The 22,223-nt window shown below is 69.7% G+C and carries 19 protein-coding genes and 2 tRNA genes; 14 read left to right on the forward strand and 7 right to left on the reverse strand.

What is annotated here, in order from left to right; translation table 11 throughout:
• Window positions 1-53: 53 nt before the first annotated feature.
• From dnaN to ES689_RS06520, 9 genes are all read left to right on the forward strand, one after another.
• Window positions 54-1,202, forward strand: coding sequence for a DNA polymerase III subunit beta (dnaN, locus tag ES689_RS06480; protein ID WP_133739079.1), 1,149 nt, complete (start codon window positions 54-56; stop codon window positions 1,200-1,202).
• Between the two features lie 56 nt (window positions 1,203-1,258).
• On the forward strand, window positions 1,259-2,143 hold the full coding sequence (gene gnd, locus ES689_RS06485) for a phosphogluconate dehydrogenase (NAD(+)-dependent, decarboxylating) (RefSeq protein ID WP_146902083.1): 885 nt from the start codon (window positions 1,259-1,261) through the stop codon (window positions 2,141-2,143).
• Window positions 2,144-2,158: 15 nt separating this feature from the next.
• Window positions 2,159-3,355 carry a DNA replication/repair protein RecF gene (gene recF, locus ES689_RS06490; RefSeq protein ID WP_146902086.1) on the forward strand — a complete coding sequence of 399 codons (1,197 nt, stop codon included), beginning with the start codon at window positions 2,159-2,161 and terminating at the stop codon, window positions 3,353-3,355.
• Window positions 3,352-3,936 carry a DUF721 domain-containing protein gene (locus ES689_RS06495; RefSeq protein ID WP_370512341.1) on the forward strand — a complete coding sequence of 195 codons (585 nt, stop codon included), beginning with the start codon at window positions 3,352-3,354 and terminating at the stop codon, window positions 3,934-3,936. The genes recF and ES689_RS06495 overlap by 4 nt, the downstream gene beginning before the upstream one ends.
• Window positions 3,937-4,101: 165 nt before the next feature.
• Window positions 4,102-6,075 (forward strand): DNA topoisomerase (ATP-hydrolyzing) subunit B, encoded by a 1,974-nt coding sequence (gene gyrB, locus ES689_RS06500; protein WP_146902089.1) that lies wholly within the window; start codon window positions 4,102-4,104, stop codon window positions 6,073-6,075.
• 76 nt (window positions 6,076-6,151) lie between these two features.
• Window positions 6,152-8,824 (forward strand): DNA gyrase subunit A, encoded by a 2,673-nt coding sequence (gene gyrA, locus ES689_RS06505; protein ID WP_146902092.1) that lies wholly within the window; start codon window positions 6,152-6,154, stop codon window positions 8,822-8,824.
• Window positions 8,817-9,224, forward strand: coding sequence for a DUF3566 domain-containing protein (locus tag ES689_RS06510; RefSeq protein WP_146902094.1), 408 nt, complete (start codon window positions 8,817-8,819; stop codon window positions 9,222-9,224). Before gyrA ends, ES689_RS06510 begins: the two co-directional genes overlap by 8 nt.
• 71 nt (window positions 9,225-9,295) lie before the next feature.
• Window positions 9,296-9,369: transfer RNA gene (locus ES689_RS06515), tRNA-Ile, on the forward strand.
• Window positions 9,370-9,406: 37 nt separating this feature from the next.
• A tRNA-Ala gene (locus tag ES689_RS06520) sits at window positions 9,407-9,479 on the forward strand.
• A gap of 609 nt (window positions 9,480-10,088) precedes the next feature.
• Here ES689_RS06520 and ES689_RS06530 read toward each other — a convergent pair.
• A complete protein-coding gene (locus ES689_RS06530) occupies window positions 10,089-10,634 on the reverse strand; it encodes a hypothetical protein (protein WP_146902100.1) in 546 nt (181 codons plus the stop codon).
• Between the two features lie 138 nt (window positions 10,635-10,772).
• Here ES689_RS06530 and ES689_RS06535 point away from each other — a divergent pair, with 138 nt between their 5' ends.
• On the forward strand, window positions 10,773-11,312 hold the full coding sequence (locus ES689_RS06535) for a peptidylprolyl isomerase (protein WP_146902103.1): 540 nt from the start codon (window positions 10,773-10,775) through the stop codon (window positions 11,310-11,312).
• Entirely contained in the window at window positions 11,313-12,158 is an 846-nt protein-coding gene (locus ES689_RS06540; protein ID WP_146902106.1) for a rhomboid family intramembrane serine protease, read from the forward strand. It begins immediately after the preceding gene.
• Window positions 12,159-12,340: 182 nt separating this feature from the next.
• Here the strand turns inward: ES689_RS06540 and ES689_RS06545 are convergent, their stop codons facing one another.
• Window positions 12,341-12,604 carry a cell division protein CrgA gene (locus ES689_RS06545; protein ID WP_123547410.1) on the reverse strand — a complete coding sequence of 88 codons (264 nt, stop codon included), beginning with the start codon at window positions 12,602-12,604 and terminating at the stop codon, window positions 12,341-12,343.
• Window positions 12,605-12,717: 113 nt separating this feature from the next.
• On the opposite strand from ES689_RS06545, the gene ES689_RS06550 reads away from it, so the two are divergent.
• Genes ES689_RS06550 through ES689_RS06555 form a run of 3 tightly spaced genes read left to right on the forward strand, consistent with a single transcriptional unit; the run spans window position 12,718 to window position 14,290 of the window.
• On the forward strand, window positions 12,718-13,491 hold the full coding sequence (locus ES689_RS06550; protein ID WP_146902108.1) for a class E sortase: 774 nt from the start codon (window positions 12,718-12,720) through the stop codon (window positions 13,489-13,491).
• Between the two features lie 2 nt (window positions 13,492-13,493).
• Complete coding sequence (locus ES689_RS15570; protein WP_191330261.1) at window positions 13,494-13,655, forward strand: hypothetical protein; 162 nt, start codon at window positions 13,494-13,496, stop codon at window positions 13,653-13,655.
• A complete protein-coding gene (locus ES689_RS06555) occupies window positions 13,652-14,290 on the forward strand; it encodes an aminodeoxychorismate/anthranilate synthase component II (RefSeq protein ID WP_146902111.1) in 639 nt (212 codons plus the stop codon). Before ES689_RS15570 ends, ES689_RS06555 begins: the two co-directional genes overlap by 4 nt.
• A 57-nt stretch (window positions 14,291-14,347) precedes the next feature.
• On the opposite strand, the gene pknB is transcribed toward ES689_RS06555, so the two are convergent.
• The 5 genes from pknB to ES689_RS06580 all read right to left on the reverse strand — a co-directional run bounded on the left by pknB (window position 14,348) and on the right by ES689_RS06580 (window position 22,223).
• The gene (gene pknB, locus ES689_RS06560) at window positions 14,348-16,045 is read right to left on the reverse strand and encodes a Stk1 family PASTA domain-containing Ser/Thr kinase (protein WP_223269450.1); all 1,698 of its coding nucleotides are present in this window, start codon (window positions 16,043-16,045) and stop codon (window positions 14,348-14,350) included.
• Between the two features lie 209 nt (window positions 16,046-16,254).
• The gene (locus ES689_RS06565; protein ID WP_146902117.1) at window positions 16,255-18,045 is read right to left on the reverse strand and encodes a protein kinase; all 1,791 of its coding nucleotides are present in this window, start codon (window positions 18,043-18,045) and stop codon (window positions 16,255-16,257) included.
• Window positions 18,042-19,514, reverse strand: a complete 1,473-nt coding sequence (locus tag ES689_RS06570) for a penicillin-binding protein 2 (RefSeq protein ID WP_146902120.1) — start codon at window positions 19,512-19,514, stop codon at window positions 18,042-18,044. Before ES689_RS06570 ends, ES689_RS06565 begins: the two co-directional genes overlap by 4 nt.
• Entirely contained in the window at window positions 19,514-20,995 is a 1,482-nt protein-coding gene (locus tag ES689_RS06575) for an FtsW/RodA/SpoVE family cell cycle protein (RefSeq protein ID WP_146902123.1), read from the reverse strand. The genes ES689_RS06570 and ES689_RS06575 overlap by 1 nt, the downstream gene beginning before the upstream one ends.
• Window positions 20,979-22,223 (reverse strand): PP2C family serine/threonine-protein phosphatase, encoded by a 1,245-nt coding sequence (locus tag ES689_RS06580; protein ID WP_146902127.1) that lies wholly within the window; start codon window positions 22,221-22,223, stop codon window positions 20,979-20,981. The genes ES689_RS06575 and ES689_RS06580 overlap by 17 nt, the downstream gene beginning before the upstream one ends.

The raw sequence follows: 22,223 nt of genomic DNA on the forward strand, positions 1-22,223 counted from the left end.
GTGGCAGTATTGGCGGGCCATCCACGAGCGAGTAGTCGAACAGGGGTCCCCGCGTGAAGTTCCAGGTCAACCGCGACGTCTTCAGCGATGCCGTCTCCTTCGCCGTGAAGCTCCTCCCGCAGCGCACCACCCTGCCGATCCTCAGCGGAGTCCTGATCGAGGCAGATGCCGACGGGCTCACGCTGTCGTCGTTCGACTACGAGGTCTCGGCCCAGACGAGCATCGCGGCCGAGGTCGACGAGCCGGGGACGATCCTCGTCTCGGGGCGTCTGCTGGCCGACATCGCCAACCGCCTCCCGAACGCACCCGTGACCTTCTCCACCGACGAGAACCGCATCGCCGTCAGCTGCGGCTCCGCGAACTTCTCGCTGCTGAGCATGCCCGTCGAGGAGTACCCGACGCTGCCCACGGTCGGTGAGCGGTCCGGGGTCGTTCCCGGCGACGCCTTCTCGCTGGCGATCTCGCAGGTCGCCGTCGCTGCCTCACGCGACGACGTGACGCCGGTCATCACGGGCGTGCAGCTCGAGGTCACCGAGAACGCTCTCTCGCTCGTGGCCACCGATCGCTACCGGGTCGCCGTCCGCGGCATCGAGTTCGATCCCGGCACTGCCGCCAGCACCGAGACGACCACGGCGCTCGTGCCGGCCCGCACCCTGCAGGAGGTCGGCAAGACCTTCGGCAGCGCCAGCACCGTGTCCGTCTCGATCACCGGCAGCGACGACCGCGAGCTGATCGCGTTCCAGGCCGGTGACAAGACCGTCACGTCGTTGCTGATCAAGGGCAACTTCCCCCCGGTCAAGCGACTCTTCCCCGAGACCGTCGAGAACTTCGCGGTGATCAACACCGCCGAGCTCGTCGAGTCCATCCGCCGCGTCTCGCTCGTGCTCGAGCGCGAGGCGGCCCTCAGGTTCACGTTCACGATCGACGGCCTCACCCTCGAGGCCGTCGGCAGCGAACAGGCGCAGGCATCAGAGTCGATCGACGCGTTGTTGACGGGAGAGGACACGGTCGTCTCGTTGAAGCCGCAGTTCCTCCTCGACGGCCTCGGAGCCGTCCACTCCGAGTTCGTGCGGATCTCCTTCACCAAGACGGAGAACCCGAACAAGCCTGGTCCTGTGCTGATCACCAGTCAGTCGTCCAAGGACCAGGCAGGGGCTGACAGCTACCGCTACCTGCTGCAGCCCAACCTCCTCCTGCGCTGACAGCGCGACACGACGGAGGCGCCACGATCGACGCCTCCACAGAACGAAGGATCCTCATGCACATCGGCCTCGTCGGTCTCGGCAAAATGGGCAACAACATGCGCGCTCGCCTGCGCAACGCGGGCATCGAGGTGACCGGCTACGACGCCAACCCCGCCGTCTCCGACGTCGCCGACCTGGGCGCCCTCGCCCAGGCGCTCCCGTCGCCGCGCCTCGTCTGGGTCATGGTCCCCCACGGCCAGATCACCGACGCCGTCATCAAGGACCTGGGCGAGGTCCTCGAGCCGGGCGACCTCGTCATCGACGGCGGCAACTCGAAGTGGCTCGACGACGAGGTCCACGCGACCCTCCTCGACGCCAAGGGAATCCGCTACATGGACGCCGGCGTCTCCGGCGGCGTCTGGGGCCTCGACAACGGCTACGGCCTGATGGTCGGCGGCGACACCGCCGACGTCGAGCGGGCGATGCCCGTCTTCGACGCGCTGCGCCCCGAGGGCCCCCGCGAGGAGGGCTTCAGCCACGCGGGCCCCGTCGGTGCCGGGCACTACGCGAAGATGGTCCACAACGGCATCGAGTACGCGATCATGCAGGCCTACGGCGAGGGCTACGAGCTCCTCGAGGCCAAGGGCCTCGTCGAGGACGTCCCCGCGGTCTTCAAGGCGTGGCAGCGCGGCACGGTCGTCCGGTCCTGGCTGCTTGAGCTCATGGTCCTCGCGCTGGACGCCGACCCCAAGCTGGACGCGCTCTCGGGCTACGTCGAGGACAGCGGCGAGGGCCGCTGGACGCTCGAGGAGGGCATCGCCCACGCCGTGCCGATGCCGGCCCTGAGCGCGTCGATCTTCGCGCGCTTCGTGTCGCGCCAGGGCGAGGGCTCGCCCACCATGAAGGCCGTCGCCGCCCTGCGCAACCAGTTCGGCGGCCACGCGGTCAAGAAGGCCTAGTCGCCTCCGGCCCGCGTGCGAGTACTCCATCTGAGCCTGACCGACTTCCGGAACTACGCTTCCGCCGAAGTCGCACTCGCGCGCGGGCCCAATCTCTTCGTCGGGCGGAACGGCCAGGGCAAGACCAACCTGGTCGAGTCGCTCGGCTACCTGGCGACCCTCGGGTCGCACCGTGTCTCGTCCGACGCCGCGATGATCCGGCAGGGCACCGACTCGGCGATCGTCCGGGCACGACTCGAGTCCGAGGGGCGCGAGCTCCTCGCCGAGGTGCAGATCAACCGCGCCGGGGCCAACCGCGCCCAGGTCAACCGCAGCGCGATCAAGCCCCGTGAGCTGCCGCGCTACTTCACGAGCGTCCTGTTCGCCCCGGAGGACCTCGCGCTTGTCCGGGGCGAGCCGTCGGGCCGGCGCCGGTTCCTCGACGAGCTCCTCGTGACCCGGGCGCCGCGGTTCGCGGGCGTCCAGGCCGACTACGACCGGGTGCTCCGGCAGCGGAACACGCTCCTCAAGTCGGCCCGCGCCTCCGGGGTCAAGGCCGGCCAGCTCGGCACCCTCGACATCTGGGACGAACGACTCGTCGCGCTGGGCACCGAGATCGTCGTCGCCCGCGAGCGTCTGGTCGCCGACCTCGCGCCCGAGGTGGCTCGTTCGTACGCCGCCGTCGCGGGCGAGGACCACGCGGCACGGCTGTCGACCGTCCTGAGCATCCGCGGCGCGACGGTCGACGACGACGCCCCCGCGCCGGAGGCGCCCACCGAGCAGGTGGCGCCGGCCGAGGTCGCCGACGTGTTCCGCGAGGCGCTCGCCCGGGTCCGGCCCAGCGAGCTCGACCGAGGCCTCACCCTGGTCGGGCCGCACCGCGACGACCTGTTCCTCTCTCTCAACGGCCTCCCCGCCCGGGGCTACGCGAGCCACGGCGAGTCCTGGTCGTTCGCCCTCGCCCTGAAGCTCGCGTCGGCGGCGGTCGTCCGCGCCGAGGCGACCACGGGCGATCCCGTCATCGTGCTCGACGACGTGTTCGCCGAGCTGGACGGGTCCCGGCGCGAACGGCTGGCCGACGCCGTGGCCGACTACGAGCAGGTGCTCATCACCGCCGCGGTCGAGGAGGACGTGCCCGACCGGCTGGCCGCGCACACGGTCCGCATCTCTGCCGGCACCATCGTGGAGGCTCCGGTCGTCGCGGACGTCGGCGATCCTGCGGGCGCGTCGTGAGCGTCGACGACGATCGCCCCGTCGAGGAGGCGCCCTCCTCGACGACGGGACCGCCGCCTCCTGCGCCCCCCGGGGCCCTGCCCCCCGAGCCCCTTCCGGACGACGAGGCACAGCGGGTCTACCTGAGGTTCCGCCGCGTCTTCGGCGACCCGAACGGCCGCTCGCGGGACGGCCGTCGGCGCAAGGCGATCAAGCTCGGCTCGCCGAGCCAGCCGTTCGGCACGGGACGCGAGCCCCGGGGGATCGCCGACGTGCTCGCGAGCGTCACGTCCGAGCTGGGCTGGAAGTCGCCCCTGGCGCAGTCCGACCTGATGGCGGCGTGGCCCGACATGGTCGGCGACGAGCTCTCCGCGCACTCGCACCCGGTGTCCATCGACGACGGCACCCTGACCGTGCAGTGCGACTCGACGGCCTGGGCGACGCAGCTTCGCCTGATGCGCGGGACGGTGACGACGACCATCGTCCGGCGGTACCCCGACGCGGGCATCCAGTCGGTGCGTTTCCTGGCACCCAACGCCCCGTCCTGGAAACGCGGCCCCAGATCGGTCCCAGGGCGTGGCCCTCGCGATACCTACGGCTAGGGAGGGTGAATCGTCCACCCGGCTCGGGAAAATCCCTCTGAGGGCGGAATCTGCCCCGTGGGGGACAGGCCTGCGGTAGACTCACAAGGTCGTCCGCGAGGCGTCCTCAGCGAGGTCGCGGCCGGGCGACGACCCTCGTCCCAGACGCCAGGAGCCCCCGCGAACATGACACCGAACCCCGCCGACGCCCAGCCCGACGACTCCTACGGCGCCAGCGCGATCCAGGTGCTCGAGGGTCTCGAGGCGGTGCGCAAGCGACCGGGCATGTACATCGGCTCGACGGGCCCGCGTGGTCTGCACCACCTCGTCTACGAGATCGTCGACAACTCGGTCGACGAGGCGCTGGCCGGCTGGTGCGACCACATCGAGATCACCATGCGAGAAGACGGCGGCGTCCGCGTCGTCGACAACGGTCGAGGCATCCCGGTCGACGTGCACCCGGTCGAGGGGCGGTCGACCGTCGAGGTCGTCCTGACCGTCCTGCACGCCGGCGGCAAGTTCGGCGGCGGCGGCTACGCCGTGTCGGGCGGCCTGCACGGCGTCGGCAGCTCGGTCGTGAACGCGCTCTCGAGCGAGCTCGACGTCGAGGTCCGCCGGCAGGGGAACGTCTACCGCCAGAGCTTCACGGACGGCGTCCCGGTGGCGCCCCTCGCCAAGGGCGAGGCGGACGACACCACCGGCACGACGATCACGTTCTGGCCGAACGCCGAGATCTTCGAGACCGTCGAGTTCGACTACGAGACGCTCCGCACCCGGTTCCAGCAGATGGCGTTCCTCAACAAGGGGCTCCGGATCGAGCTCAGCGACGAGCGCCCGCAGCCCGACGACGCCGAGCCCCGCCACGACGTCTTCCACTACGAGAAGGGCCTGGTCGACTACGTCCAGTACCTCAACGCAGTCAAGAAGGTCGAGACCGTCCACGACGACATCCTCGCCTTCGAGCAGGAGGACACCGAGAAGAAGATCTCGCTCGAGGTCGCGATGCAGTGGAACACCTCGTACCAGGAGAGCGTCCACACCTACGCGAACACCATCAACACGCACGAGGGCGGCACCCACGAAGAGGGCTTCCGCGCCGCGCTGACGACGTTGATCAACCGCTACGCCCGCGAGAAGAACCTGCTCAAGGAGAAGGACGACAACCTCACGGGCGACGACGTCCGCGAGGGCCTGACGGCCGTCATCTCGATCAAGCTGGGCGAGCCGCAGTTCGAGGGCCAGACCAAGACCAAGCTCGGCAACACCGAGGCGAAGTCGTTCGTGCAGAAGGTCACCTTCGACCAGATCACCGACTGGTTCGACCGCAACCCCAAGCAGGCCGCCGAGATCGTCCGCAAGGGCATCCTCGCCGGCCAGGCGCGCATGGCCGCCCGCAAGGCACGCGAGCAGACGCGACGCAAGGGCGTGCTCGAGTCGAACGGCATGCCCGGCAAGCTCAAGGACTGCCAGAGCAAAGATCCGTCACGCAGCGAGATATTCATCGTCGAGGGCGACTCGGCCGGCGGCTCGGCCGTCCAGGGCCGCAACCCCGAGACCCAGGCGATCCTGCCCCTCCGCGGCAAGATCCTCAACGTCGAGAAGGCCCGGCTCGACAGGGCCCTCGGCAACAACGAGGTCCAGGCGATGATCAAGGCGTTCGGCGCGGACATCGGCGAGGACTTCGATCCCGACAAGGCCAGGTACCACAAGATCGTGCTGATGGCCGATGCCGACGTCGACGGCCAGCACATCACGACGCTCCTGCTGACCCTGCTGTTCCGCTACATGCGACCGCTGATCGACCTCGGCTACGTCTACCTCGCGCAGCCGCCGCTCTACAAGCTGAAGTGGAGCAACGCCGCGCACGAGTACGTCTACAGCGACGCCGAGCGCGACGCCGTCCTCGTCTCGGGCAAGGCCGCCGGCAAGCGCATCCCCAAGGACAACGCGATCCAGCGCTACAAGGGCCTCGGCGAGATGGACTACAAGGAGCTGTGGGAGACCACGATGGACCCGGAGACGCGCACCCTGCTCCAGGTCACCCTCGAGGACGCCGCGGCGGCGGACACGACCTTCGACACCCTCATGGGCGAGAACGTCGAGTCCCGGCGCAACTTCATCCAGCAGAACGCGAAAGACGTCCGCTTCCTCGACATCTGACGCGTGCGCCGGCTGAGCCGGAGCACGCCCGCGCCCCGCGGAGGACACCGGGGCAGACCACGACAGACGGAGAATCATGGCCGACGAGCCGAACGACACCCCCGAGGGCACCGACGCCGAGGGCACCACCGCGTTCCCCGCGGCGATCAAGCGCGACAGCATCGAGCAGGTCGACCTCCAGCTCGAGATGCAGCGCTCGTACCTCGACTACGCGATGAGCGTCATCGTCGGCCGTGCGCTGCCCGAGGTGCGCGACGGCCTCAAGCCCGTCCACCGTCGCGTGATCTACGCGATGTATGACGGGGGCTACCGTCCCGACCGCGCGTTCTCGAAGTGCTCGCGCGTCGTCGGCGACGTGATGGGCCAGTTCCACCCCCACGGCGACACGGCGATCTACGACGCGCTCGTCCGGCTGGTCCAGCCGTGGAGCCTCCGCTACCCGCTCGCGCTCGGCCAGGGCAACTTCGGCTCGCCCGGCAACGACGGCGCAGCAGCACCCCGGTACACCGAGACGAAGATGGCGCCACTCGCCCTCGAGATGGTCCGCGACATCGACGAGGACACCGTCGACTTCCAGGACAACTACGACGGCCGCACGCAGGAGCCGGCCATCCTGCCGGCACGCTTCCCGAACCTCCTCGTCAACGGCTCGGTCGGCATCGCCGTCGGCATGGCGACGAACATCCCGCCGCACAACCTCCGCGAGGTCGCCGAGGGTGCGCAGTGGTCGCTCGCGCACCCCGAGGCATCTCGCGAAGAGCTGCTCGAGGCGCTGATGGAGCGCATCAAGGGGCCGGACTTCCCGACCGGCGCGCAGATCCTCGGCGTCCGCGGCATCCAGGACGCCTACCGCACGGGCCGTGGCTCGATCACGATGCGTGCCGTCGTCAACGTCGAGGAGATCCAGGGCCGCACCTGCCTCGTCGTCACCGAGCTCCCCTACCAGGTCAACCCCGACAACCTCGCGATCAAGATCGCCGAGCTCGTCAAGGACGGCCGCATCGGCGGGATCGCGGACATCCGCGACGAGACCTCGGGCCGCACGGGCCAGCGCCTCGTCATCGTCCTGAAGCGCGACGCCGTGGCGAAGGTCGTGCTCAACAACCTGTACAAGCACACCTCCCTCCAGGAGAACTTCGGCGCCAACATGCTGGCCATCGTCGACGGCGTGCCCCGCACGCTGGCGCTCGACGGCTTCATCTCCGCCTGGGTGGCGCACCAGATCGACGTCATCGTGCGGCGCACCCAGTTCCGCCTGCGCAAGGCCGAGGCCGACGCCCACATCCTCCGCGGCTACCTCAAGGCGCTTGACGCCCTCGACGAGGTCATCGCGCTCATCCGCCGCTCGCCCACGGTCGAGGAGGCGCGCGCGGGCCTCATGGACCTGCTCGACGTCGACGAGGTCCAGGCCTCCGCGATCCTCAACCTCCAGCTGCGCCGCCTGGCCGCCCTCGAGCGCCAGAAGATCCAGGACGACGCGGACAAGCTCGAGCGCGAGATCGCCGACTACAAGGACATCCTCGCCAGGCCGGAGCGCCAGCGCACGATCGTCAGCGACGAGCTGCGCGAGATCACCGACAAGTTCGGCGACGACCGGCGCACCGAGATCATGTTCGGCTTCGACGGCGACATGAGTGTCGAGGACCTGATCCCTGAGGAGGAGATGGTCGTCACCATCACCCGCGGCGGCTACGTGAAGCGCACCCGCAGCGACAACTACCGCAGCCAGCACCGCGGCGGCAAGGGCGTGCGCGGCGCGCAGCTGCGGGCCGACGACGTCGTCGACCACTTCTTCGTCACCACGACGCACCACTGGCTCCTGTTCCTCACGGACAAGGGGCGCGTCTACCGCGCCAAGACCTACGAGCTGCAGGAGGCGGGGCGCGACGCCAAGGGACAGCACGTCGCGAACCTGCTCGCCATGCAGCCGGACGAGTCGATCTCGCAGGTGCTCGACATCCGCGACTACGAGGTCGCGCAGTACCTCGTGCTCGCCACCCGCGACGGCCTCATCAAGAAGACGGCCCTGACCGAGTACGACACGAACCGCACCGGCGGCATCATCGCGATCAACCTCCGCGAGGGCGACGAGCTCGTCTCTGCCCTGCTCGTCGACGAGAGCGACGACCTGCTGCTGGTCTCGCGCCACGGCATGTCCCTGCGCTTCACGGCGACCAACGACTCGCTGCGCCCGATGGGCCGCTCGACGTCGGGCGTGAAGGGAATGACCTTCCGCGAGGGCGACACGCTGCTGTCCGCCTCGGTGGCGGACGACACGGGCTACGTGTTCGTCGTGACCGAGGGCGGCTACGCCAAGCGCACGGCGGCCGACCAGTACCGCGTCCAGAACCGCGGCGGGCTGGGCATCAAGGTCGCGAAGCTCGCGGAGGCCAGGGGCGACCTGGCCGGCGCCCTGATCGTCGGCGACGACGACGAGGTGCTCGTGGTGCTCTCGAGCGGCAAGGTGGTACGTTCTGCCGTGGCCGAGGTGCCGGCGAAGGGGCGTGACACCATGGGTGTCGTCTTCGCCCGGTTCGCCGCCGACGACCGCATCATCGCACTGGCGCGCAACACCGAGCGCAACCTCGTGGCACCGTCCGACGAGGCCGTCATCGACGCCGTCGGCGACAACGACGCCGTGCCCGCAGTCAGCCCCGGAGACGTGATCGACGCCGTCGAGCCCGCCGCCGAGGTCGACACGGACACGGCCGACGACAGCAGCACCGGAGAGGAACCGACCCATGAGTAGCGTCGCCGAGAAGCTTCAGCGCAAGACCGCGCGCCCGTCCGGCACCAAGCAGGTGCGCCTCAAGCTCGTCTACATCGACTTCTGGTCGGTGGTGAAGCTGTCGTTCCTCATCGCCGTGGCGCTCGGCATCGTCACCGTCGTGGCGTCGTTCCTGATCTGGCTGATCCTCAACCAGACGGGCATCTTCAACGACCTCGACCAGGTGCTCCGCGACATCCTGGGCGACCAGAACTTCACCATCCAGGACAGCTTCAACGTCGGCCAGGTCATGCTGTTCTCGATCGTCGTGGCCGTGCTGAACGTCGTGGTCGGCACCGTGCTCGGCGCCGTCGTGGCCGTGCTCTACAACCTGAGCGTCCGCGTCACCGGCGGCCTCCTGGTCGGCTTCACGAACAACTGATCCGGGTCGGATCGGTCCCCGCGGCCGATTCGTCATCTCCGTCGTGGTGCTGTAGGCTTTACGACGGTCCGGGGGCTATAGCTCAGGCGGTTAGAGCGCTTCGCTGATAACGAAGAGGTCACAGGTTCAAGTCCTGTTAGCCCCACTCCCGTAGGTAGTACGACGGGTCCACCCGGTACCTCGGGGCCTTAGCTCAGTTGGTAGAGCGCCTGCTTTGCAAGCAGGATGTCAGGAGTTCGATTCTCCTAGGCTCCACTCGATATCGGCTTCGCGTGTTCGGTCACTGCGTGACCTCACGAGAGACATCTCGTCGTGCTCGTCTGGCTGCGCCGCCGCTCCTGCGGCGCAGCGTGTCGGCTGCGATCCAGCCGCCTGCGGAGCAGGCGACGTCGCTGCGCTCGTCGCCGGGTGCGACGTCGCTGCGCTCGTCGCCGGGTGCGACGTCGCCGCGTGTGGGCTCCTCATTCAGGAAGATCTGGCCTGAGTCGTGCCAGGTAGGCGTGCGAATCCTGAGTCGTGCACCGATCAGGACTCCTGGAACCGCACCTCCTGAATTGTGGGGCGTGCGAGCCCTTCCCTGGACCGGGCGTCGTGGCCACCGCATCAAGCCGACTCGGAGCGGGACGATCGTCGAGGGCGGGTGTTCCGCGTCGAGGGCGGGTGACGGGCGACCCGCCCTCGACCCGAACTACCCGCCCTCGAGCAGTGAGTCGTGCGCAGGGACACGACCGGCGGCAGTCGAGGAGGCGCGGGTCGGGATGGGCGACGGGCCGGCCTTCGAGGAGGCGCGGGCGGGGACGCACGAAGGGCCCGCCTCCCAGGAGACGGGCCCTTCACAGCGGTGATGGCTGCGGGGTGTGAGGACTACGCCTTGGTGTCTGCGTCGTCGTCGGCGACCCAGAGCTCGTCGTCGGCACGGAGCGTCTGCACCGCGGCGAAGACGAGACCGCCGAGCGCCACGACGCCGAGGCCGATCAGCAGCACGCCTCCGACGCCGGGGCCCGACTTCTTCTTGGTCGGCGCGTACTTCGACGCCTTCGAGGCGAACTTGCCGCCCTGCTTCTTTGCCTTCTTGACGGCCTTCGCGACCTTGGGGTCGTTGACCAGGTCGAGGCCGCCGAAGTAGGAGGAGAGGGCCGGGTAGACGTCGTGCTTCAGACGGTCCTGGGCGACGGTCGCGGCGTGGCTGCCGGCGGACAGGCCCTGCGAGACGGCCGGGCGGACGTTCTGGTCGACAGCGTGCTTGATGCGCGGCGTCACGTTCTTGTTGGCGTACCGGACGCCGTGGTCACGGGCGTCGCCGATGACCTTGCCTGCGTGGCTGACGACCTCACGCTGCTCCGACCACACGTCGAACGCGTGCTTCTTGAACTTCTTCAGTTCTTTCTTCTGCTTGCGTGACAGGGCCACAGTGTTCCTCCAACGACTAGTAGGCAACGGCTCGGTTCGATGCTGGCTTCCCAGTCTGGCACGAGGCTTCCTGGCAGGTAACACCGCGCTGGCTGGGCACCCGCTGATGTGCGGAGGGCCCTGTGGGAGAATGGGGCCATGTCTACGCACACCGCTGTCGCCACCATCAAGACCAACCACGGCACCATCACCGTGAACCTCTTCGGCGACCACGCACCCAAGACCGTCGCCAACTTCACCGGCCTCGCCACCGGCACCATCGAGTGGACCCACCCGTCCACGGGCAAGGTCAGCACCGACCCCCTGTACGACGGCGTCGTCTTCCACCGCATCATCAAGGACTTCATGCTCCAGGGCGGCGACCCCCTCGGCCAGGGCATCGGCGGCCCCGGCTACCAGTTCGACGACGAGATCCACCCCGAGCTGACGTTCGGCGAGCCCTACGTGCTCGCCATGGCGAACGCCGGCAAGCAGGGCGGCCGCGGGACCAACGGCTCGCAGTTCTTCATCACCACGGTGGCCACCCCCTGGCTGCAGGGCAAGCACACCATCTTCGGCGTCGTCGCCGACGACGAGTCGAAGAAGGTCGTCGACGCCATCGAGGGCGTCCCCACCGACGCGCGCGACAAGCCCCTCGAGGACGTCGTGATCGAGAGCGTCACCATCGACGAGGTCTAGGTGACACAGGTCCCCGCCGACGCAGCGAACTACTGCTACCGGCACCCTGACCGGCAGAGCTTCGTGCTCTGCCAGCGATGCGGGCGCACCATCTGCGGCCAGTGCCAGACCCCGGCTGCGGTCGGGGTGCACTGCCCTGAGTGCGTGCGTGAGGCACGGGCCTCGGCTCCGCGCGTGCAGCCGCGCGTCGTGGGGAGCATCCGCAGCGCCTCCCGCGGCGGGGCCCCGGTCGTCACCTACGGCCTCATCGGCGTGAGCCTGCTCGTGTACCTCGCGCAGGTGCTCACGGGTGGCGTCGTCAGCTCGGCGTTCTCGTACTTCGCCCCGATCGCCCTGACCGAGCCGTGGCGCATCGTCACCTCGATGTTCACCCACGGCAGCGTGCTGCACATCCTCTTCAACATGTACGCGCTGTACATCTTCGGGGCGCAGCTCGAACGGACGCTGGGGCGGGCCCGCTACGCGGCGCTCTACTTCATCAGTGGCCTGGGCGGCGCGGCGGCCGTGACGCTCCTCTCGCCGGCCACTCCGGTGGTGGGCGCCTCCGGGGCGATCTTCGGCCTCATGGCGGGCTTCTTCGTGATCGCGCGCAGCCTGGGCGGCTCGAACGGCGTCCAGCTGCTCGTCCTGCTGGGGATCAACCTCGCCATCGGCTTCGTGTCCCCGAACATCTCGTGGCAGGCGCACGTCGGCGGGCTCGTCGTGGGTGCCCTCGTGTCGTTCCTCTACACGAAGACGCGCCACCGGTCGAAGGCCGGGCTGCAGACGGCGGGGCTCGTCGCCATCGGCGCCGTCTGCCTGCTGATCGTCCTCGGGCGCTCGGCGATGTACCTCGGCTATCCGTGACGCGAGTCGGGCCGAACGAAGGAGGCGGCACCCACCTGGGTGCCGCCTCCTTCGTCGTCGGACCGGTCCGATCTCAGCGAGCGGGGTTCTCCACCGACTTATCCACAGGGCTCTCCACAGTGGGGATAGTTACAGCCATGTAAGTGCGAACGCCTGTTCGAGCGGGCTGGGCCGGGTGGAGCTCAGCGCCAGCGGGTGGTCATGAGGAACCCGATGAACATGATCCCGAACCCGATCAGGATGTTCCAGGAGCCGAGCGAGCCGATGGGCAGGGCGCTCTGGCTGACGTAGAAGACGACGATCCAGGCGAGCCCGATCAGCATGAAGCCGAACATCACCGGCTTGAACCACACCGGGTTCGGGGCGTCGGCCGCGGGGCGCGCCTCGGCGGAGCGGTCCGCGCGGGCGCGGGCGGGCTTCGAGGTGGGGTTCTTGTCTGCAGCCATGGCGCACATCCTAGCGTGGAGCCCCTGGCGGGGCTGGTGGCCGGGTCGGAGGCCCTCCACAGGCGGGCCGTCGTCGCCGCCGACGTCCAGAGCGGCGCGGATAGGATCGGCCCATGACCGTCGACGCACGTCTCGCCCCGACCGACGGTCGGCGCCCTCGGCGACGGCGCCCCAGGGTGAGCTTCGTGGGCGTGCTAGGCGAGCTGCTCATCACGGCAGGGGTCCTCGTGCTGCTCTTCATCGCCTGGCAGCAGTGGTTCAACGACCTCGTCGTCGCGGGCGAGCACCGGGACCAGGCCTCGCAGCTCTCGCAGCAGCTCGAGCGCCAGGCCGAGGAGGCGCCACCCGCGACCGCGGACGAGGCCGGCGCCCCGCCGGTCACCGCTCCTCCGGCCGAGGCGGAGCAGTTCGCCAACCTCTACGTGCCTCGCTTCGGCGCGGACTACGCCGTCCCGATCGCGGGCGGCACGAGCACGGTCCGCACCCTAAACAAGATCGGCATCGGCCACTACGACGACACGCAGATGCCCGGCGAGGTCGGCAACTTCGGCATCGCCGCGCACCGGACGACCTACGGTGCCCCGTTCAACAAGGTCGCCGACCTGCGCCCGGGCGACGAGCTCTACGTCCAGACGGCCGACGGCTGGTACACCTACACCTTCCGCAACCTCCAGTACGTGCAGGCGACCCAGGTCTCGGTGCTGCAGCCCGTGCCCGACGCGCCCGACGTGACCGCCGCCTCCGGGGAGCGACTCATCACCCTCACCAGCTGCAACCCCATGTTCACCGCTCAGGAGAGGATCGTCGCGTACGGCGTCTTCGACTCGTGGCAGCCGCTCTCGGACGGCCCGCCCGCCGCCCTGGCCGCTGCCGGGATCGGGGGCTGACCGTGTACGGCGCCCTCTGGCGCGTCCTCCCGGGGCCCTGGTGGCTGCGGCTCCTGCTGGTACTGGTGCTCCTCGCCGTCGTGCTGTTCGCCCTGGTCGAGTGGGTCTTCCCCCTCGTGAACGAGATCATCCCCGCCCCCGACGTCACCGTGGAGGAACAATGACGCGCATCCTGGTCGTCGACAACTACGACAGCTTCGTCTACACGCTGAACGGGTACCTGCAGCAGCTCGGCGCCGAGACGGACGTCGTGCGCAACGACTCGTTCGGCCGCGACGAGATCGCCGACCGCATCGCGGAGTACGACGCGGTGCTGCTCTCGCCCGGCCCCGGCACCCCGGCTGCGGCGGGCGTCTCGATCGACGTCGTCCACGCTGCTCTGGCCGTCGACAAGCCCCTGCTCGGCGTCTGCCTCGGGCACCAGGCGATCGCCGAGGCCCTGGGCGCCACCGTCACGCACGCAGAAGAGCTGATGCACGGCAAGACGTCGCGCGTCGAGCACGACGACAGCGCCTTCTACGCCGACGTGCCCCAGCCCTTCACCGCCACCCGGTACCACTCGTTGGCCGTCGTCGACGAGACGGTGCCGGACGACCTCGACGTCACGTCGCGCACCGCGGGCGGAGTGATCATGGGGCTGCAGCACCGCTCTGCCCCCCTGTACGGCGTGCAGTTCCACCCGGAGTCGGTGCTCACGCAGGGCGGCTACCAGATGATCGGCAACTGGCTCGGAGTCGCGGGGCTGCCCGAGGCGGCGGTCACGGCCCGCTCGCTCAGCCCGTTGGTCGACCTGAGCTGACGCGGGGGCCGGTCAGCCCGGTCAGTGCGCTCAGCCCGGTCAGTGCGCTCAGCCGGGTCAGCCTGCGCTGCAGACGCCGAGCGTGATCTCGGAGCCCTGCGGCTGGTCCCCCGGGGGCAGCGACTGGTTCGACACGCTGCCGCCCGAGCAGCCCGGGTCGACGTACGACTTGACGGTGAGGCCCAGCTGGTCGCCGAGGACCGAGACGGCCTGCTCGAACGACTGGCGGGTCACGTCGGGGACGTTCACCTTGCCGTTGCTGACGACGAGGTCGACCGTCGCTCCCTCAGCCAGCTCGGTGCCCGCCGCGGGCGTCGACTCGAGCACGGCGTTCTCAGGGACGTCGGGCGAGTAGTCGGACGTCTGTTGCCCCTGGGCGAGTCCAGCCGCGGTGATGGCCGCCCAGGCGTCCTCCAGCTGTTGACCGTCGACGGCCGGCATCGCGACCTGGACAGGACCGGACGACACGGTCACCGCGACGGGCGAGTTCTTGAGCACCGCGGTGCCGGCCTCGGGGTCGGTGGAGATGACGACACCCTCGTCGACCGTGTCGCTCGGGGTGTCGGTGCGGGTCACGGTGAGGTCGAGGTCGCCCAGCTGGGTCGCCGCCTCGTCGTAGGTGCTGCCGGCGACGACGGGGATGGTCGAGGTCTGAGCGTTGTCGATCTGGGGAGGCTGGAGGTTCACCACCCAGAACACGACGGCCACGATGACGATGCCGACGAGCACGATGCCGGCCCAGATCCAGGCGACCGGGGGTCGTGTCTGCGTCCGTTGCGGTCGGTCGTTGTCGTCGGAGGAGAGCTCCTTCAGCGCAGCCTCGCTGCCGACCCGGCTGTGAGGATCGACGCCGAAGAGCGTCGACCCTGCCTCGGGCGCGGGGCGTCGTCGTTCCGGTGCGCGCCCCTCGCCGGCGGCGTGGACGTCGGCTCGGAAGTCGGCGGCCGTCTGGAAGCGCTCGAAGCGGTCTTTCGCGAGGGCCCGGAGGACCACGGCGTCGAGGGCCGGCGAGACCCCCGGCGCCACGGTGCTCGGCGGCACGGGGGCTTCGCTCACGTGCTGGTAGGCGACCGCCACGGGGGAGTCGCCGCGGAACGGCGGGCGCCCGGTGAGGAGCTCGAAGAGCAGGACGCCGGTGGAGTACAGGTCTGAGCGGGCGTCGACGGTCTCGCCCCGTGCCTGCTCGGGGCTGAAGTACTGGGCAGTGCCGAGGATCGTGGTGGTCTGGGCCACCGTCGCGGACGAGTCGGAGATGGCACGGGCGATGCCGAAGTCCATCACCTTGACCTGCCCCGAGTGCGTGATCATGACGTTCCCGGGCTTGATGTCGCGGTGCACGACGCCTGCCCGGTGGGAGTACTCGAGTGCGGTCAGGATGCCCTCGGTGATGCGGACGGCCTCGGCCGGGTCCATCGGCCCCTCGCGGACGACGTCCTTGAGGAGTCGCCCCTCGACGTGCTCCATGACGATGAAGGGCACCTGGACCTCGTGACCGCTGCGGTCGCGGGTGGTCTCCTCGCCGGCGTCGAAGACGCGGACGATGGTCGGGTGCGCCATGCGAGCGGCAGCCTGGGCCTCTTGGCGGAAGCGGGTGCGGAACGCGGGATCGGTGGCCAGCGACGGCTTCATCAGCTTGATCGCCACGCGGCGGCCGAGCCTCGCGTCGGTCCCGACGTGGACGTCAGCCATCCCGCCCCGCCCGATCAGCTCACCGATCTGGTACCGGTTGGCGAGGAGGTGGATGCCCTCTCTCACGCCTTCAACCACGCGCCGGTCTCCCCTCTGGGACCTCGCTGCCTGCGCGACCCTTCCGAACCGGACCCAGTGTATCCGGGCCTCGACCCTCGGACGGGGCCGTCGCCTACGCCAGAGGGATGATTGTCAGCGCTTCGTGACACCCCGACGACGGCCGAGGCCACGACCGTCGGGGACGATCGTGGCCTCGGTGGAGCGAGGGAGCTGCGTCACTCCTCGTCGCCGTTCTCGTCGGTCGGGACGGGGCTCGGCGTCTCGACGGGGGCCGTCACGGTCACCGAGACGCCGGCGGACGGGGCCGAGCTCAGCTGGCCGCAGACGGCGACGTACTGCACCGTCATGGTGCCCGGCGTCTCCGACTTCACGGAGACGCTCGTGAGGTTCGTGCCGAGCTGTCCGCTCGTCTGGCCGCCCATGTCCGTGCCGCCGGTGATCGAGTACGTGTACCCGGTCAGCGTGTAGCCCACGGGGCAGTTGCCGTAGGCCTGCCACGACACGTCCACCGTCTGCTGGCCGTCCCCGAGGACGGTGGGGGCGGAGGCGGTCGGCGCGGTCGGCTGCGGGGGCGTCGGCGCCGCACGGTAGATGTACATCGTCACCGAGGCGCCGATGGGCACGTTCCCGCTGCGGTCGAGACCTGCGACGGTCCCGACCAGCGCTGCGTCCGTCGGCGTCGTCGTGGCGTCGATCGCGGTGACGTCGAGGCCCAGGTCGACGAGACGTCCGCGTGCGTCGTCCTCCGAGAGGCCGATGTAGGCGTCCTCGTCGACCGCGACCGTGGTCGGGGTCGGCTCGGGCTCCGGGGACGAGCTCGAGGGGGACGGCGCGGGCGCGGACGACGACGGGGTGGTCGGAGCCGGTGCCGGGTCGTCGGAGTTCACCGCGAAGGCGACCAGGGCGGCGACGCCGGCGAGGACGATGACGCCGAGCACGATCAAGGGCCAGAACCACGGGCTGCGCGGCTTCTTCTCGTCGTCCAGGTCATCGCCGTCGCCGCGCTGGGCCTCGGGGTCGGCCGCACCGGGCGTCCAGGCAGCGGCACCGGGCTGCTGGCGCGTGCTGCCGCTGGGGTCGTAGAGCTGGGTCGTGGCGTCCTGGGCGCTGAAGGCCTGGGTCGCGGCGTCCCCTGCCCCGGCGGCCGCCATGCCGATCATCGGGACCGCGACGGTCGCTGCCGCCACGTCGCCCCGGCGGAGCGCCCGTGCCGCCTGGGCCAGCGCCGAGGCGCTCGCGGGGCGGTCGGCGGGCTTCTTGGCGATGCAGGACAGCACCAGGCGGCGCACGGGTTCGGACACCGTCGAGGGCAGGTCCGGCGGCTGCTCGTTGATCTGCGCCATGGCGATGGCGACCTGCGACTCGCCCGTGAAGGGCCGACGGCCCGCCAGGGCCTCGTACGCCACGATGCCGAGCGAGTAGATGTCGGTGCTCGGCGACGCCGGGTGGCCGCTCGCCTGCTCGGGCGACAGGTACTGGACGGTGCCCATGACCTGTCCGGTCGCGGTCAGCGGCACCTGGTCGGCGATGCGCGCGATGCCGAAGTCGGTGATCTTGACGCGGCCGTCGGGGGTCACGAGCAGGTTGCCCGGCTTGATGTCGCGGTGCACGAGGCCCGCCGCGTGGGCCGCCTGCAGCGCGGAGGCCGTCTGCGCGACGATGTCGAGCACCTTGTCGGTCGGCAGCACGCGGTCGCGCTCGAGCACGGTGGACATGGCCTCGCCGGGGACGAGCTCCATGACGAGGTAGGCACTGCCTTCCTCCTCGCCGTAGTCGAAGACGTTCGCGATGCCCTCGTGGTTGACGAGCGCGGCGTGCCGCGCCTCGGCGCGGAAGCGCTCGAGGAATCCGGGGTCGCCCAGGTACTCGTCCTTGAGGATCTTGATCGCGACCGTTCGGCCGATGACCAGGTCCGTGGCTTCCCAGACCTCGCCCATGCCGCCGATGGCGACGCGGGTCGACAACTGGTATCGCCCACCGAAGGTGATTCCGCCGGAAGGTCTCATTTGTTCAGCACCGCCTCTAGTACTTTCTTCGCGATTGGTGACGCGACACTGTTCCCGAACGCGGACTGTCCGAGCCCGCCGCCGTTCTCGACGACCACCGAGATGGCCACTTCTGGGTCCGCCGCCGGCGCGAAGCCGGTGAACCACAACGTGTAGGGGTCGCCCGGGCCGTTCTCGGCCGTTCCTGTCTTGCCCGCGACGTCGACCCCAGCGATTCTCGCACCGCTGGCGGCGCCGTCCGCGACGTCCTGCACCATCATGTCGGTCATCGTCTCGGCCGTCGCCGCGCTGACGGGCTTGCCGTACTGGCTCGGCGAGAAGTCCTCCACAGGGCTGAGGTCGGGGTTCAGGACGCTCTCGATCAAGGTCGGGTCCATCAGCGTCCCGCCGTTCGCGATCGCGGACGAGACCATGGCCATCTGCAGGGGCGTGACCCGGTCCGAGCCCTGGCCGAACGACTGCAGCATCAGCGTCGCGTCGTCGATCGGCTCGCCGTCGCTCTCGGTCGGGAAACGGCTGGGCGTGACGGCCTGGGGGATGTCGATCGAGTCGTCGCCGAAGCCGAACGCCTCCGCCTGGTCGGCCATCGCGTCGGCGCCCAGGGCCTGGCCGAGCTGGGCCATGGGGATGTTGCACGACAGGCGCAGGGCGGTCGCGATGGTGGCCGTCTCGCCGCCTCCGCAGCTGCCGCCCTCGGCGTTGTTGATGCTGAAGGTCGAGCCGGGCAGCTGCAGGGTGCTGGGGTTCGGGAACTCGCTGTCGGGCGTGTAGTCGCCGCTCTCGAGGGCGGCCGCGACGGTGACGAGCTTGAAGGTCGAGCCGGGGGCGTACAGGTCGCCCTGGATCGCCCGGTTCTGCAACGGGTCCGAGGGGTCGGCGACGAGGGCGTCGTACGAGCTCTTGACCGCGGCGGGGTCGTGCGACGCCAACGGGTTGGGGTCGTAGCTCTGCTTCGAGACCATGGCGAGGATCTTGCCCGTCGCCGGGTCCATCGCGACGACCGAGCCCGAGTTGTCGCCGAGGGCGTCGTACGCCGCCTGCTGCACGGCGGGGTCGAGCGTGAGGTTCACCGTGGCGCCCTCGGGGTCCTGGCCGGTGAGCAGCGAGTTGATCTGGTCGAAGAACTGCGAGTTCGCGTTGCCGGTCAGCTGCTGGTTCATGGCGTCCTCGACGCCGCGCGAGCCCTGACCGAGCGTGTAGTAGCCCGTGACGGGGGCGTAGAGCTCGGGCTGCGGGTACGTGCGCTGGAACTCGTAGACGTCGTCGACTGGCACGGACTGGGCGACGGGCTGGCCGCCGACCAGGATCGGGCCACGCTGGGCTGAGTAGCTCGCCAGGAGCGAGCGATAGTTGCGCCCGTCGGCCCGGAGCGTGTCGGCCTGGATCGTCGTGATGTACGAGCTCGAGATGAAGAGCGCCACGAACATGGCGAGCACGACGAAGCTCACGCGCTTGAGTTCTTTGTTCATCAGCCGATCACCAGCCTCGGTTGGTCGCGGACGGAGTCGGACAGCCGCAGCAGGAGCGCCACGATGATCCAGTTCGCCACGAGGGAGGAGCCGCCCGCGGCCATGAAGGGAGCCGTCAGCCCGGTCAGCGGGATCACCCGCGTGACGCCGCCCATCACGACGAACACCTGCAGGGCGATGACGAAGGCGATGCCGACGCCGAGCATCCGCCCGAAGTCGTCCTGGCCGACGAAGCCAATGCGGAAGCCGCGCGAGACGAGCAGCAGGTAGAGCGCCAGGATCGCGAAGATGCCGGCCAGGCCGAGCTCTTCACCGAGCGAGGCGAAGATGTAGTCGCTCTCGGCGAGGGGCGTCGTCTGGGGTCGGCCCTGGCCGAGCCCCGTGCCGACGAGGCCGCCGTTCGCGAAGCCGAAGAGGCCGGTCACGAGCTGGAACGAGCCGCCGTCGGCCGAGTACTCGGCAGGGTCGAACGGGTTCAGCCAAGCCCGGAATCGACCCTGGACGTACCCGAGGAACGTGCTGGCGACGATGGCGCCCCCGAGGAACATCGTGAGGCCCAGCACGATCCAGCTGCCGCGGCCGGTGCCGATGTAGATCATCACCAGGAACAGGCCGAAGTAGAGCAGCGAGGTGCCGAGGTCACGCTGGAAGATCAGCACGCCCATGGCGACGACCCAGACGATGAGGATCGGCCCGAGGTCGCGGGCCCTCGGGAACCGCATGCCGAGGATCTTGGGGCCCATCAGCGACAGGTTGTCGCGGGCGGTGACCAGGTACCCGGCGAAGAAGATCGCCAGCGTGATCTTCGCGATCTCGCCGGGCTGGAACGAGAACGGGCCGATGTCGATCCAGACGCGGGCGTTCAGGCCCTCGCGGCCGAGACCCGGGATCAGCGGCAGCAACAGCAGGGCGATGGACACGAACATCGCGATGTACCGGTAGCGCGAGAGCACCCGGTAGTTGCGGACCACGATCAGGGCGACGAGCGCGATCGTCATCGCCATCACGGTCCAGGCGATCTGCTTGATGCCGAAGGCCGCCCAGCCCTCACGCCCGTAGGCGAGGTCGATCCGGTAGATCATCGAGATCCCGATGCCGTTGAGCGTCAGCGCGATCGGCAGGAGGAACGGGTCGGCCTCGCGGGCCACGACCCGGAGCACGAGGTGGAAGATCAGGCCAAGTCCGAGCACCGCGGAGCCCGCCACCAGCACTGAGGCGTCGATCGCCCCGGTCGCGCCGAGCTGCACGAGCACGATCGCCCCGGCGCAGATGCCGGCCGCGACGATCAGCAGCAGCAACTCGAGGTTGCGCAGCTTCGCGGGCTGGCGCAGCCGCAGCGTGATCGCCTGGGTCAGGTTCTGGGCCTGAGAGGCGTCCGAGGAGGCGCGAGCGGGTCCACGGGACGCGCCCGCGCCTCCTGCGGGACGCCCGATCTGCTCGGTGAGGGCCCCGTCTGACCGCTGGTCATCGAGCGACGGCATCGGCAAGCCTCTCGACGATGGCGCGGGCGTCGCCGAGCGAGTCCGCGTTGATCGTGTCCTCGACGGTCTGCTGCGTGTAGTTCGGCAGGTCGTCCACCTGGACGCCGGTGACCTCGTGCACCTCGCTCAGGGTGATCGGCCCGAGCGTCTGCTGCACTCCCTTGTAGATCACGACCGTGCCGTCGCGCTCGCCGACGTAGTAGTGGTCCTGGGTCCACTGGTAGGCGAGGAACAGGCCGGCGGCGAGGGCGCCGACGGCGACGACCAGCGCCACCAGCCAGGTGACCCGCCGGCGGCGACGCCGACGCCTGTCTTCTGCGATGAGCTCGGCGAGGTACTCGTCGGACTCGGGCTCGAAGTGGCTGTCCTCCGGGGTCGAGGCGACCTTGAGGGGGTGCAGCAGGATCGTGGGCAGACGGAGCGACTTGCGCCCCGTCTCGCCCTCGAAGGTGAGCGGCGCCGAGGCCGAGCCGACCGTGACCGGGGGCTCGACGGCGGAGTCGCCCGTGTCGTCGACGTCGACGACCACGACGGTCACGTTGTCGGGGGCTCCGTGGTCGAGGGTCTCCTTGACGAGGCGGCGCGTGGTCTGGTCCGCGTCGAGGCCTGCGGCGAGTGCCTTCTTGATCCGGTCCTCGGCGAGGTAGCTGCTGAGCCCGTCGGAGCAGATCAGCCAGCGGTCGCCCGGCTGGGTGCCGATGATGGCCGTGTCGATCTCGGGGGCGGCGTCGACGTCGCCCAGGACGCGCATCAGGACGCTCCTGCGGGGGTGGACCGCCGCCTCCTCGGCCGTGATCCGGCCGCTGTCGACGAGGCGCTGGACGAAGGTGTGGTCGGCGGTGATCTGGCTCAGCTCCCCGTCGCGCCACAGGTAGATGCGCGAGTCGCCGATGTGGGCGATCGTCATGCTGTCGCCGACCCGGAGCAGCGCGCTCACGGTCGTTCCCATGCCCGTGAGCTCCTGGTGCTCGAACACCGTCTCGGCGAGCAGCTGGTTCGCCGCGATCAGCGACGACTGGAGCGCGAACTCGGCGTCGCCCGGCGACGTGTACTGCTTGTCGGTCTCGCGGATGCGGCGGATGGCGATCGCCGAGGCGACGTCGCCGCCGGCGTGGCCGCCCATGCCGTCGGCGACCACGAACAGCTGCTGACCGGCGTAGCCGCTGTCCTGGTTGTTGGACCGGATCTTGCCCACGTTGGACAGGGCGGCACTCTTGGGCGTCGTCAT

Source organism: Frigoribacterium sp. ACAM 257 (genome assembly GCF_007954365.1).
Lineage (GTDB): Bacteria > Actinomycetota > Actinomycetes > Actinomycetales > Microbacteriaceae > Frigoribacterium.

Coding starts and splice junctions, on each gene's coding strand:
- ES689_RS06580 (WP_146902127.1), bottom strand. CDS start 22,223: ATGACGACGCCCAAGAGTGCCGCCCTGTCCAACGTGGGCAAGATCCGG.
- ES689_RS06570 (WP_146902120.1), bottom strand. CDS start 19,514: ATGAACAAAGAACTCAAGCGCGTGAGCTTCGTCGTGCTCGCCATGTTC.
- ES689_RS06555 (WP_146902111.1), top strand. CDS start 13,652: ATGACGCGCATCCTGGTCGTCGACAACTACGACAGCTTCGTCTACACG.
- gnd (WP_146902083.1), top strand. CDS start 1,259: ATGCACATCGGCCTCGTCGGTCTCGGCAAAATGGGCAACAACATGCGC.
- ES689_RS06575 (WP_146902123.1), bottom strand. CDS start 20,995: ATGCCGTCGCTCGATGACCAGCGGTCAGACGGGGCCCTCACCGAGCAG.
- ES689_RS06510 (WP_146902094.1), top strand. CDS start 8,817: ATGAGTAGCGTCGCCGAGAAGCTTCAGCGCAAGACCGCGCGCCCGTCC.
- ES689_RS06545 (WP_123547410.1), bottom strand. CDS start 12,604: ATGGCTGCAGACAAGAACCCCACCTCGAAGCCCGCCCGCGCCCGCGCG.
- ES689_RS06550 (WP_146902108.1), top strand. CDS start 12,718: ATGACCGTCGACGCACGTCTCGCCCCGACCGACGGTCGGCGCCCTCGG.
- ES689_RS06535 (WP_146902103.1), top strand. CDS start 10,773: ATGTCTACGCACACCGCTGTCGCCACCATCAAGACCAACCACGGCACC.
- gyrB (WP_146902089.1), top strand. CDS start 4,102: ATGACACCGAACCCCGCCGACGCCCAGCCCGACGACTCCTACGGCGCC.
- ES689_RS06565 (WP_146902117.1), bottom strand. CDS start 18,045: ATGAGACCTTCCGGCGGAATCACCTTCGGTGGGCGATACCAGTTGTCG.
- gyrA (WP_146902092.1), top strand. CDS start 6,152: ATGGCCGACGAGCCGAACGACACCCCCGAGGGCACCGACGCCGAGGGC.